The sequence below is a fragment of the Methanobrevibacter olleyae genome, assembly GCF_900114585.1.
Lineage (GTDB): Archaea > Methanobacteriota > Methanobacteria > Methanobacteriales > Methanobacteriaceae > Methanobrevibacter > Methanobrevibacter olleyae.
The window spans coordinates 14,754-27,710 of the sequence record NZ_FOTL01000030.1 but is presented as its reverse complement, the minus strand read 5'-3'; the positions used below and the strand labels follow the sequence as shown (position 1 = coordinate 27,710).

At 24.7% G+C, this 12,957-nt stretch carries 14 protein-coding genes and 1 pseudogene; 10 read left to right on the top strand and 5 right to left on the bottom strand.

The features are described 5' to 3' along the window. The first annotated feature begins 594 nt into the window (after positions 1-594). Both BM020_RS07885 and pyrG read left to right on the top strand, forming a co-directional pair. A complete protein-coding gene (locus BM020_RS07885) occupies positions 595-969 on the top strand; it encodes a hypothetical protein (protein ID WP_067146272.1) in 375 nt (124 codons plus the stop codon). A 415-nt stretch (positions 970-1,384) separates the two neighbouring features. Then, entirely contained in the window at positions 1,385-2,965 is a 1,581-nt protein-coding gene (gene pyrG / locus BM020_RS07880) for a glutamine hydrolyzing CTP synthase (RefSeq protein ID WP_234970540.1), read from the top strand. A 155-nt stretch (positions 2,966-3,120) separates the two neighbouring features. Here pyrG and BM020_RS07875 read toward each other — a convergent pair whose 3' ends face one another. After that, complete coding sequence (locus tag BM020_RS07875) at positions 3,121-3,537, bottom strand: PIN domain-containing protein (protein WP_067146276.1); 417 nt, start codon at positions 3,535-3,537, stop codon at positions 3,121-3,123. Further along, a complete protein-coding gene (locus BM020_RS07870; protein ID WP_067146277.1) occupies positions 3,537-3,776 on the bottom strand; it encodes a hypothetical protein in 240 nt (79 codons plus the stop codon). The genes BM020_RS07875 and BM020_RS07870 overlap by 1 nt, the downstream gene beginning before the upstream one ends. Positions 3,777-4,409: 633 nt before the next feature. On the opposite strand from BM020_RS07870, the gene BM020_RS09755 reads away from it, so the two are divergent. The 7 genes and pseudogenes from BM020_RS09755 (at position 4,410) to BM020_RS07840 (ending at position 9,943) form a co-directional block, all read left to right on the top strand. After that, positions 4,410-4,988 (top strand): ribbon-helix-helix domain-containing protein, encoded by a 579-nt coding sequence (locus BM020_RS09755; RefSeq protein ID WP_067146279.1) that lies wholly within the window; start codon positions 4,410-4,412, stop codon positions 4,986-4,988. A 397-nt stretch (positions 4,989-5,385) separates the two neighbouring features. Next, a pseudogene (locus tag BM020_RS09995) lies at positions 5,386-5,766 on the top strand (prepilin peptidase); the annotation flags it as partial. 177 nt (positions 5,767-5,943) lie between these two features. Further along, complete coding sequence (locus BM020_RS09865) at positions 5,944-6,441, top strand: A24 family peptidase C-terminal domain-containing protein (RefSeq protein WP_234970539.1); 498 nt, start codon at positions 5,944-5,946, stop codon at positions 6,439-6,441. A gap of 211 nt (positions 6,442-6,652) precedes the next feature. Next, a complete protein-coding gene (locus tag BM020_RS07855) occupies positions 6,653-7,102 on the top strand; it encodes a hypothetical protein (RefSeq protein ID WP_067146283.1) in 450 nt (149 codons plus the stop codon). Positions 7,103-7,463: 361 nt separating this feature from the next. Next, entirely contained in the window at positions 7,464-8,258 is a 795-nt protein-coding gene (locus BM020_RS07850; protein ID WP_067146284.1) for a hypothetical protein, read from the top strand. A gap of 172 nt (positions 8,259-8,430) precedes the next feature. Beyond that, positions 8,431-9,114, top strand: a complete 684-nt coding sequence (locus BM020_RS07845) for a diphthine--ammonia ligase (protein ID WP_074798799.1) — start codon at positions 8,431-8,433, stop codon at positions 9,112-9,114. A 430-nt stretch (positions 9,115-9,544) separates the two neighbouring features. Continuing rightward, the gene (locus tag BM020_RS07840; protein WP_074798797.1) at positions 9,545-9,943 is read left to right on the top strand and encodes a hypothetical protein; all 399 of its coding nucleotides are present in this window, start codon (positions 9,545-9,547) and stop codon (positions 9,941-9,943) included. A 41-nt stretch (positions 9,944-9,984) separates the two neighbouring features. Here BM020_RS07840 and BM020_RS07835 read toward each other — a convergent pair whose 3' ends face one another. Then, the gene (locus tag BM020_RS07835) at positions 9,985-10,557 is read right to left on the bottom strand and encodes a hypothetical protein (protein ID WP_074798796.1); all 573 of its coding nucleotides are present in this window, start codon (positions 10,555-10,557) and stop codon (positions 9,985-9,987) included. A 376-nt stretch (positions 10,558-10,933) separates the two neighbouring features. On the opposite strand from BM020_RS07835, the gene BM020_RS07830 reads away from it, so the two are divergent. Next, on the top strand, positions 10,934-11,803 hold the full coding sequence (locus BM020_RS07830; RefSeq protein ID WP_074798794.1) for a DUF1002 domain-containing protein: 870 nt from the start codon (positions 10,934-10,936) through the stop codon (positions 11,801-11,803). Positions 11,804-12,061: 258 nt separating this feature from the next. On the opposite strand, the gene BM020_RS07825 is transcribed toward BM020_RS07830, so the two are convergent. Together BM020_RS07825 and BM020_RS07820 are read right to left on the bottom strand one after the other, a co-directional pair. Then, complete coding sequence (locus BM020_RS07825) at positions 12,062-12,430, bottom strand: HEPN domain-containing protein (protein ID WP_083405389.1); 369 nt, start codon at positions 12,428-12,430, stop codon at positions 12,062-12,064. Beyond that, positions 12,423-12,728: a nucleotidyltransferase domain-containing protein gene (locus tag BM020_RS07820; protein ID WP_067146297.1), complete on the bottom strand. Its 306-nt coding sequence runs from the start codon at positions 12,726-12,728 to the stop codon at positions 12,423-12,425. The genes BM020_RS07825 and BM020_RS07820 overlap by 8 nt, the downstream gene beginning before the upstream one ends. Positions 12,729-12,957 lie beyond the last annotated feature (229 nt).

Genomic DNA, 12,957 nt, shown 5'->3' with positions numbered 1-12,957 from the left:
GCTTGTATTCTCTTGTGCTGAGACAGCCGAAATAGATAAAAAAATTAAAAATAAAAACACTATAACAATTTTATTCAAATCATTTATCATTTTCATTTACCTCCGTTATTTTTTATTATTTTATTTAAATAAATGAAATTAAAAAGATAAATATGTACAAGTAATTAATAATAATTCTATACATCCACCTATAAATAATTAACGACACTGAATATAAAAAAATTTATATGATTAAAATTAAACTAATATACATATAATGCTATGATAATAGGATGAATCAATAAAATATATTATAATATTATTATTTATCAAAAACTTTTTTATCCAAATCACTTTTATTTTAATGATATTTGCTAAAAATAGGATATCTTATTTTTATGGAAATTTTTTCTCATAGTCCAAATTAGGTCTTTAAAATATTTCATTTTTTTTATTAGGCTTTTGTTGAGATTCTATTTTATTTCTATTATTGTATTATTTATCTCCCTTCTATTTGCTTTATATTTATATGTAATAAAGAATAAACTAGATACTATTTATAGATTATTATTAATCTTTTTATATGGTTTTTAATAATGTTTATGAGGTTGTAGTATGGTAAAGAAAACTATTGAATTAAGTTCTGAGCAATTAAAAAAAGTAGAAATTTTAGAATCTAATGGTGTGGATGTTGGGGAAGCTATTGATATTCTTTTTAAAATTAAAGAAGATTTATTAGTACAGAGTGATGATTATTTTGATGAAAGAATTAATGTTGCTAATAATAAAAAATCTGAATTGGAAGAAAAGTTACATAAAATAAATCAAGAAATTCGTATATTTAATAAATTAAAAGACAGTTCTCTAGATTTTGCTCAAAAACAAGAAATATTAGAAAAAGAATATGCTAATATTGATAAAACTTATGATGTTGTAATTCAGGAATATAAGCATAAATTTAGCTGGATGAAGAATATATTTAAGGTATAGATTTTATTTTATTTTTTAAATTGTTTAAACCTTTTTTATCCTTATTTTTTAATGATTTCATGACTTGATAATTCATGCAATATTAATGATTTCATGGATTGATAATTCATGCAATATTAATGATTTCATGGTTTAACAGGCCATTTTATTTTTAGATTATTCTTTTAACTTTTATGTTTTTTTAAATTATTAAAAAAATATTATAAATTATAATAAATAGGTTCATTTATAAATGAATACTTAATTTTATATAATAAATTAAACTAATAGTTTAATGGGTATTTATTTTTATAATTTTAATTTAATTTTCTTAGTTTAAAATAAGCTAAAATTGTATTAATAAAAAATTTTATTAAATTAGGAGTGGATTTGTCTGACTAAATATATTATAATAACTGGTGGAGTAGTTAGTTCAATAGGAAAAGGAATTACTTCTGCATCCATTGGCCGCATATTACGTTCTTACGGCTTAAAAGTTGCAGCTATTAAGATTGACCCATATTTAAACTGGGACTCTGGTACTTTAAACCCATATCAGCATGGAGAGGTATTTGTAACCTATGACGGTATGGAAACTGACCTTGATCTAGGTCACTATGAAAGGTTCTTAGATGTAGAACTTCCAGGTATATCAAACATTACTACTGGTAAGGTCTACCAATCAGTTATTACTAAAGAAAGAAATGGGGATTTCTTAGGTGCTTGTGTTCAGATTATCCCGCATATCACTAATGAAATTAAAGAGATGGTACGTGAAATTTCTGCTAAGGATGATTATGATGTTGTTTTGGTAGAATTAGGTGGTACTGTAGGTGATATTGAAAGCCAGCCATTCTTAGAGGCATTAAGACAATTGAGAAATGAAGAAGGCTCTGAAAATCTTATGTTTGTACATGTAACCTTTGTTCCTTACTTAAATGCTGCTGGTGAATTTAAGACAAAACCAACTCAACACTCTACAAAGGAACTTAGAAGTATGGGTATAAATCCTACTATGATCGTTTTAAGAAGTCAAGAACCTATTGATGATGACTTGAAAAAGAAAATTGCTCACTTCTGTGATGTAGAACCTAAAGCCGTTGTAAACACTCCTGATGCTCAATCCATTTATGAAGTTCCTTTAGTTTTAGACAGAGAAAATGCCGGTCAATTTATTTCTGATAGAATTAATTTAGGAATTGATTTTGAAAATGATAAAAACACTCTTAAGGAATGGGAAGAAATTGTTAATTCCCTTAAAATACAAGATCCGGTTGTTACAATTGGTATTGTAGGAAAATATGTTGAATTAGAAGATGCCTATATTAGTATAAGGGAGTCCTTGCATCATGCTGCAGCTAAAGTTGGTGCTAAGATGAATATTGAATATCTTAGCTCTGATCTTGATGTAGAGGTTGAAGAGGAACTAAAAGCTTTCCAGGAGGAACTTTCTAAATTTGATGGTGTTTTAATCCCTGGTGGATTTGGAGAGAGAGGTGTAGAGGGTAAGCTTCAAGCTGTTGATTATGCATTAGAAAATGAAATTCCTATTTTTGGTATTTGTTTAGGTATGCACTCTATGGTTATCCAGTTTGCAAGAAGAATTGGTATGGAAGATGCTAATAGTACTGAATTTAATAAGGAAACTAAATATCCAGTTATTGATATGATGGAAAAGCAAAAGCGAATTAAGAAGATGGGCGGAACTATGCGTTTAGGTGCTTATGATTGTAAATTGATTGATGGCACTAAAACTAAAGAAGCATATGGTGAAGAACTTATTCAAGAAAGACACAGGCATAGATTTGAATATAATAATGAATACAGAGATGCCCTTCAGGAAAAGGGATTGATGATTTCTGGTACAAGTCCTGATGATTTCTTAGTTGAAATTGTAGAGTTACCTGATCACCCTTGGTTTGTTGGATGTCAATTCCATCCAGAATTTAAATCCAGACCAGATAATGCACATCCTTTGTTTGCTTCATTTGTTAAAGCTGCATTTGATAATAAATGATTAATTTAATTAATCACTTTATCTTTTTTAATTATTTTATCTATTTTTACTTATTTTATCTATTTTTACTAATTTTATCTATTTTTACTTATTTTATCTATTTTTACTTATTTTATCATATATTTACTGATTATTAATTATATTAAACAATTATTTCATTTTAACTCCAATAATTTAACTTCTTCAAATAGATTAAACTCCTCATCAAAGCTAACAAGATAATCTAAGTTATAATGTTCATATATTACAACTTGTGAGCAGTCTATAAATCCTAATTTGAATTTGTTTTTATTGTATTTTTCAAAGATTGCGAATACATTGTCGTTGTACATGTTAATCTCTGATTCATCAATGATTGTGAAATTATCTTTCATATAGTTATATGCTAATCTAACTAAGGTGATATCTTTTGTTTTTTGAGAAAGGATTGTTATTACTTCAGATATTATTCCATTTGAAACATGGCAATCATTTTCTAGAAGTTCTTTGTTTTCTATTGCTCTTTGATGTAATGGATCCTTTCTTCTAAATATTGCAATGATAAATGATGAGTCAAGTAGTATTTTTTTCATTAATATAAACTCCTTTTCAGTTCAACTGCATCTCGGAGGTCATCATCTTCAATAATGCCTAGTACGTCATCTAAGCATACTTTTTTTCTTGGTTTGATTATAATTTCATTGTTTTCATTAATAGACCAATCAACAATCGTATCATCTGCACTTAAATCTTTAAATTGATTACGTATTGCTTTAGGGATAGCTAATTGGTAATTTTTATACAATCTTGTAGTTGCGATTATATTGTCCATAATATTCAGACTCCTTGCTATACTTCAGTTAATATTATATTTTCAGATAATATAAAGTTATCTGAAAAAAAATTATTTTATAAAAAATGCATAATGGCTTAATTTTGCTGATAATCAATGTAACTAGGGTAATTGTTGTATGGATGTTTTCTATTTTGCCCCTTACTGGTTTAAATTTTTCTAATCAAGAATAAAAGCCTTTTTTCTTCTTTTTATCATATTTATTGAGTTTGGGATTCTGTTTAAATATTTTAAAAGTTTTTCAGAGCTTGTTTTATGAAAAAATTTTATAAAATTGATTTGAAGTTAAAACTATAGGGCACATTATTTAAATTCAGGTGTAATAAAGACCTATTTTTTATATAACTAAAAATACAATTGTATTTTTAGAAATAAAGTCAATTTTTTAGGGAGAATGAATAAAAATATGGGAAATTTAAAGGAATTTCTCAATGAAAAAATTTAGCTTTCTAAATGATTTTTTGTTTCTTTTTATTATGTGATTTTGCACAATTGTTATTTTGTGTAATTACGCATTTAAGATTTTTATCTTTTTCGCATTTCAAATCATTTTATATTAAATTAAATCCTACTTATTAACATATTTAATTATTTATTAACCAGAGGGGTAATATGAGAGAAAATAAGAAAAATAATAGGGATGTTGGAAAAACAATAGCAACAAAAGTTCCAATAAATACACATAACCAATTAATTAATTTAATAGAAAATGGTGATTATTTAAGTATTTCTGATTTTTTAAGAGAGGCAATTCGTGAACAATTGAAAAATTATAAGGTGGCTAATTTTAGGGAAATTACTAATTTCGATGCTAAAAAGGAGGTTGTAAGCTATTTCATAAAATATAGGGATTGTTTTCTAGATGAGGTAGCTATTGATTTGGAATTGGATTTTGAATTGGTTTTTAAGATAATTAATGAGCTTATTTCAGAAGGTCGGATTGTTAGAATTACAAGTGATGAATTATTTGAAAAAAGAGAAGCAAATAATAAGGGCCTTGATAATTCAAAAGATATTAAGAATCTATTAAAATTTAAAGGAAAACGATTAATTGTAGAATCAAATTATAAAGATTACGAATTTATTAGCATAAGAAAGGATTATGATTATAAGGCCGTTTTTAAAAATAATGGCATGGTAGTTGAAAATGCTTCTGTAATCTTATCAGAGGCATATTCCTTTGTTAAATAGCCTTTTTTATTAAAATTTAATTCATTTTTTTATCATTGCTTTTAGTTTTTTCCTTTAATGTTTTAAGTTTAATAGATCTTCTAGCTTTTTTTAATTTTACAATTTATCCATATTTTATTCTTATTATAATTTAACAGTATGATTTTATCTTTTAAATCTAAATCAATATTACAATTTAAAATCAATTTAACAAATGAATATTATTTATTTTATTCTAAAAACTACTATATTTAAATATATGCTTAATTCAATATTCAATTGACTTATTAAACAATTCAATCTCATTAAATTTATTTTATTAAGATTATCTCTATTATTATAATTCTATTGTGGGAATATCTGGTTTTCTATTACTTTTTAAATACGGCTCTAAAATAGGATTATGGTAATTTAATAAATGGAATTAATAACTGGAGGTCTCATATTGCATAATTATATATTTGTCTGGAATGCTTTGGATTTTTATTTAAACTATCTCTTTAGCATAGATATAAAATCATATTTGGTATCTAATTTCTTATTAATATCATTTTTTTTATTCATTGCTAGCTATTATGATTTAAAGTTTGGAATTATTCCCAATAAATTAAGCTATGCCTTTATAGTTTATGCACTGATTTTTAATATGATATTAAGCTTATTTTTTAATAATTTCTTTATCATTGCTTTTTCCGTATTTTTAACACTATTTGTATCTATGATTTCATTTATTCTATGGTATATAGGATTTTGGGGAGGGGGAGATTTTAAAATATTTGTTGCTTTATCTTTAGCATTATCATTCTTAGACTATAATTTTTTAAATTATTTTAATATATTCACAAATACAAATTATGATTTTTTAACTTATTTCAATATATTCACTAAAAGTGAGTATAGTTTTTATAATGTTTTAATAAGTGACTTGGAATTATCGATATCTAATCAATTCATTTTTTATCCAAAAGTTTTTTCAATGCTTTTTAATGCTATACTGATTGTTTTTTTAATACTTTCTCTAAGCTTGATTTACGACATATTAAAAAATAAGAAGCTAAAATATTATTCTATTTTATCCATTTTAGACTTTAAATCAGTATTCAATCAACTAACAACTAAATTAATCAATGTTAATGATTTATCTGAAGGGATGGTATTAGATAGATATTATTTTAATAATCCTATAATATTCAATAAAATCAATGAGAACAATGAAAAAGAAATAAATACCAATTTAAATGTTTATAAAGAGGATGAAATCTATTATTTTTTATCTTTAAATAGAATTGGCTTAACAAAGGAGGATGTTGAATTTATTAATGATTTATACAAAAAGAATTTAATCGAAAATCCTAATTTTAAAATAAAAAATGCAATTCCATTTATGCCCTTTTTAACATTAGGATATATAGGTTTTTTAATATTTGGTGATTTTAGTTCAATTATTTCTAATTTTATAAAAATATTATTTTAAATTTAAATTAAAAACATTATTTAATTTAATTCTCTAGATCATATTTTAAATTAGTTTAATTATCTAGATTATATTTTAAATTAGTTTAATTATCTGGATTATATTTTAAATTAGTTTAATTATCTGGATTATATTTTAAATTAGTTTAATTATCTAGATAATATTTTAAATTAGTTTTAATTCTCCAAATCATATTTTAAATGAGGTAATTATGAAATTTGAAAATTTAGGCAATAAAGGTCAGTTATCATTAGAATATATTTTAAGTTCTATGATTGTAATTTTAATAATCAGTTTAATATCGGTTCCTATCCTATTAACTACAATAGATTATTCTAATGATCTAATTGATTCAATAAATGCTAAAAATGAGCTATCTAAAATAACTGATGCTATTGACTTTTGTTTTACAGCGGGAAAAGGATCAAGAAAGATTATTTATGTGGATTTTAATCAAGATATAAATCTAAAATTATCAAATAATGGAAAAGTGGGATATGCATCAGTTAATTTGAATTTATCGGATAACTCTAAGGAAATTGTTAGATATTTTGATTATGCTAATTTAAATGATAATATTCAATTGTCTAAAGGATTTAATAAACTTATTGTAGAATGGAATGAAGACTCTAATAGGATTGAAATTACTAGGGTGATTTAAGATTCTCTCATATAATTTTTTTAATGAAAATTTAGCTTTCATAAACTATATTTTCTTATATAATTTTTTTAATGAAAATTTAGCTTTCATAAACTATATTTTCTTATATAATTTTTTTAATGAAAATTTAGCTTTCATAAACTATATTAATTAAATATTTTAAATATAATAAATAGAACAATAATTCTTAATTTTAAAGTATTTGTATTTAATTGATTTAAAGCTTAAATAAATTTATCAATTTGATTTTATTTTATAAATTAGGTTTTATTTTTAGTTATCATTATTTATAAATTTATGCTGCTATTTATTTATTAAAATAAAGTAAATCTAGTTAAAATTTAAGAAAAGAGTTGATTGTATGGATTTAATTACCGGAATTATATTTTTTATCCTATTCATTATAATTATGGTATTTGCTTTCTCTATGGGGATTTTATCCCCCTATGTAGGTAGAAAGGAAATAATATCTATAATTGCAATTGGATTTGTTCTTGGAGCTATTGGAGGATATTTCTTTATTAACCCTATTTATGAAGAAAGCCCCTATGTTATAGGTAATATTCAAGGATTATTTACAATGGATAGTGAAGTAATTAATTTAAATGTTCCATCAACTTCAAATATCAGTGATGTTACAAATAAGATAAAAAACATAAATGGAGTTAATTCTGTTACAACGAATGGATTTGAGCTGAAAACATCCCATATTAAGAATGATACGATGGTATATGTTGAAAATTATTTAAAGAGAGATTCTGAAATAGAATCCTATAAAGTTACTTCAAATTCTATTTCAGTAGACTTAAAAAATGATGCAAGTTCTACTACTACATTAGTTTCACTTGTTAATTGGCTGAATAATAATGCAGGGGTAAGCTCTGAATTTGCCTTTGTTCATATTCAAGTATTTGTCAATGCAAATGACCTTATTGAAGTTAAAGACATTTTAAAAGATAATCACTATACAATTATTTCTATAGAGGGGCCTGTTCAAGATACAATTCATTATTTCAATGAGAATTTAGTTCCAAATTACGTTATAGTATTTTTTACAGGAATTGTAGGTGTAATTGTAGCAATGGTAGGAGTATTTGTTGAGCCTTTAACTAATTTTACTCGGAGGTTTAAAAAGAATAGGTTTAATAGGCCTTAATTGGGTATTTTTTATTAATATTCATTATTTTTTTTTTTTTATTTGCTTATTCCTATGCTTTTTATTCATTCATTCTTGGTTTTTATATATTCATTTATTCTTATGGTTTTTATTTATTCTTATGTTTTTATTTATTTGTTAGTCTTTTTGATGATAATTTATTGGTGTAAAAATGAAATCAGCTATTTTATTTTCAGGTGGCAAAGATAGTGTAATGGCACTCCATTATGCATTGAACAATGGAGATGATGTTAAATATCTTTTATCAATTAAGTCTGAAAATGATGAATCTTATATGTTTCACATTCCAAATATTCATTTAGCTGATTTAATATCTCAAGCTGTAGAAATACCCCTAATAGAAGTAAAGACTTCAGGTATTAAAGAAGAGGAGTTAGAAGATTTAAAAGAGGGTTTTAAACAACTTAAAGATCTTGGAATAGAGGCAATTTACACTGGAGCTTTATTTTCAACTTATCAAAAGTCAAGAATAGAAAAATTAGCAGATGAACTTAATATTAAAGCTATTTCTCCCTATTGGCATAAAGATCCAAAAGAGTATATGGAATTGGTAATTGATGCTGGTTTTAAAGTTATAATAAGCGGTGTTTTTGCAGAAGGTCTTGATGAGTCTTGGCTTGGAAGATTAATTGATGAAGATGCTTTATTTGAACTAGAAAAGATAAGTGAAAAAACTTATTTGCACCTTGCTTTTGAAGGTGGAGAGGCTGAAACATTGGTTATTGACGGACCTATTTTTAAAAAGAGAATCGAAATTTTAGATGCTAATATAGATTGGCACTTTGATAATGGAACTTATAATGTAATTGATGCAAAATTAGTTGACAAATATTAATTTTATTATTTAATTTTTGATACAAAATTAGTTGACAAATATTAATTTTATTATTTAATTTTCTTATTTTTGCAAAGATTTATATTTAACCAATCATATTTATTTAATTTTCTTATTTTTGCAAAGATTTATATTTAACCAATCATATTTATTTTATTTTCTTATTTTTGCAAAGATTTATATTTAACAAATAATATTTATTTATATAAATAGTTAAAGGGGTGTTAATATTAAAAAAATCTTAAAATCTAAAAGAATATTAGTTTTTTTTATAATTTTAGCTATTTCATCTACTATTTTAATAGCAGGTTCTGCTTTTGCCGATGATATTGCACCAAAGGGCTATGAGACTTATTATATTAGGGGATATGGCTTTAATATTCCAAGCTCTTATAAATTAGTTGATGAAGGATGGGATGAGGTAAATCATTTGAATTATGCCAATTTCCAAAAAGGCAAAAACTATGTAAATATTAGTTTGGAAAGGCATTCTTCTAGTTTCAATAAAAATATTATGGATAAGTTTAGTTCTTTTAAATTAAATGATGAAAAGTTATATAAAAAATCAGTTTCAGGAATCATTGGTTTTTACAATAAGAAAAATAAGGTAGCGACTTTTGTTTTTGCATCTGAAGATGACATGATTTATCTACATATAAAAGGGCCAAAACCCTCTAAAGTCTTATCATCTATTAGACAAAGGGATTATAAACCTTATCATAATGTTGAATATGACTTTGATGATGATGCATATTATGAATCAGATGTTTATGATGACTCTTTTGATGATTCCTTTGATGATGCATCATATTATAATTATGAATGGTAATAAAATCGTTATTTTTTAAATTCTTTTTTATTATTCTATTTTTAAATAAGTATTTTATAATCTACTTTATTTTTTTCTCTCTTTAGAGAGTCCATTTTAACTAAATCAAAAATTAATTTATCATCAGTTAGTATATTCCACATTTTATATGTCTTCTTTAAAAAATCTTCACTTAATTCTATTTTATCACCTATTATCGGGCATTTATAAGTCATATCATCTTCATCATAGATTAAATGCAGATTGTTTTCTTTATCTAAGTGGGGACTAAGTGGAAAAGATCTACATTGAATAGGCCTTAATTTTCTATTGCAGTGTGGTGGATTAGTGCATTTTATATAGTAAACCTCTCCATCCCAAGAATCGGGATATTCATATTCATCTGTAGTTTCATAATAGATTTCAAACCAATCAGATTCATTTTCTAAAAGTTTCTCTTCTCCAGGTAGTAAATATAAGACCATATCTGATAATGTGTCCTCTTTATCTTTATTTTCAACTGTACAACAGATAGAATTACAAAGCTCTCCACAATTAATCTCACCAAGAGGAGATGCCTTTTCTGTCATATTATAAATTTTAATATAATCTTTTTTTCTAATAGAGCATTTCATTTTATTCACTATTGATTGATTAATTTTATTAATGTTTAGATGTATTTTTATATCTTTCTTGATATTTTTATAATATTTAGATAATATTTTTGTATCTATTTTTGGTATTTTCATTGATATTTAGATAATATTTTTGTATCTATTTATTAAAAACTTATTGTTTATATGAATTTATTAATTTTTCTTATATTGATCTAAAAAGCTATTTTTAAGAGAGTTTTTAGAGAGATTCTCCACCATTATCGTTAGAAAATATTTTATTATATTGGGAAAAATAGTTATTTTATTTATAAAACTTTCAATTATGTAAAAAATAGATTACATTTATATAGTAGTTTAACAAAATAAAGTTTATGAACTTATATGAGGTGATAAAATGCATAAAAGAATTCTAGCTATATGCTTAGTAACTATGTTTTTGGCAATGGCCATTATTCCAACTGGCTTTGCAGAGGATAGAGACCAAGCTGTAATAACCTATGGTGAAACTACATATATGAATCAGCAATACAAATCAATTGTTGATAATTATTTTAAAACTAAAGCTGATGTTGACTTAGATAGTGTAAATTCAAAAGTAATTACTGCTGGAGATGTAAATAAAATTTCTAATGGTTTTTCAGGTAAATCATATAATTCTAATCAAATATTTTCATCTGCTCTTCTTGATTTAAATCATAATGGTGAAATTACAGTAGATGTAGATAATTCAATTACTACCATAAGTCCTAAGATGTATATGTCTGCTTTAAAATCTGCAGGTATTGAAGGGGGACATGTCTATGTAACAAGCCCGGTTAGTGCTACTGGTGAATCTGCTCTTGCAGGTATTATGGATTGTTATGAAGAGGCAACTGATGTTGAAATTCCAGATAATGTTAAGGAAGCTGCAAATCAAGAAATCTCTACTCAAGCTGAAATCATGAATAATTCAAATCTTAGTGCTGATGACTTATCTAAATTAGTGGATGATGTTAAAGAAAAGGTAAATGGGGAAAATATCACAGATCATGCTACTATTGTTAATATTATTAATGATTACAGTACAAATTATAATATTAATATATCTGATAGTGATATTGAAAACCTTGCAGATACTATTGCACAGGTGCAATCAGCTCAAGGGGATGCAAATGCTTACAAAGAAAAAATCAGTAATTTTGTAAATGATTCCAGTTCAGATTCTGGATTTTCCCTTGATGGAATATTAAATAGCATTTTAAGTATTTTTAATATAAACTTGTAAAATAATTTAGTAACAAAATACTTACTTAAATTATTCTTTTATGAGTTAAATCAGTATAACTGATTATACTAATAATGCTTAATTAAACTAGTATAAACAAAATGCTTTTTAAAAAATTAAAAATTTTGGTTTTGTAAAATTTTATAGGCTTAAATTTATTTTTAATTGTTTTATTTATAAATAAATAATAAATTTAATAATAAATTTTTATTTTTAAGCCTAAACTTTTTTTATAACCTTAAAATTTTAAAAAAAGAATTATAAGAACTTTTTAGCTTCATCAATAAACTCTTCAACAAGCCAAATATTCTCTTTTGCAGTATCTAAATCAAAATCATCATAATTGCCATAGCTTGCATCTTCTCTGAGGGTTCTTGCCCTAGAAAATCTTGATGCCAAATCCCTATCAAAGCCTTCTTCTAGAACATATTTTTCCCCAAGCAATGTGATTACGCCATCATGTGTTTTAGGAGTCAAGCCTTTTTTTAAAAGCAATGCCCGTGCAATGGAAAACATGGCATAATAAGACAAGGTAATGGAATTTCTATATTTTCCTGCTTCCAAAAGAAGTTTGCTTGATTCTAAATCATCCATTGCAATTTCAATGCAAGATTCTATTTCATTCAAGAACAATCCCCTCTTCTTCAATATTCTTTAACAATGAAAAATCACTAATCTTATTTAATTTCTCCTCTGAAAATACATGGGCAGATATAAATTCCTTTTTATCAAGAACAACATTGAAAACCTCTTCCCTTATTTTAGGCTCTATCAATTTAGCATAATTGGACACAACTAAAATATCTATATCTGATTCCTCTGTATCCTCTTCTCTAGCTACAGAACCAAATAAGATTATTTTAATTATATACTCATTATTTATAGCCTTTGCAAAATCACGGGCAATTTCCATACGGTCATTCATGATAATCACCTTTACCAGTTAATAATTTATATACACTTTATGAATAATAAATGTTTTTAGTTAAGATTAAAAAAACTTAGATGCAGTATTTTGGATAATAAAATAGAGGATAGTGATAATAAGATTGAAAATAGTTTCTTAAAATAGCTTCAAAAGCATATTAAGAAAAGATTAAAATAGAATATACAAATCTTTTAAAAAGGATTTCTACAAGGCTTCTTTTTTTAAT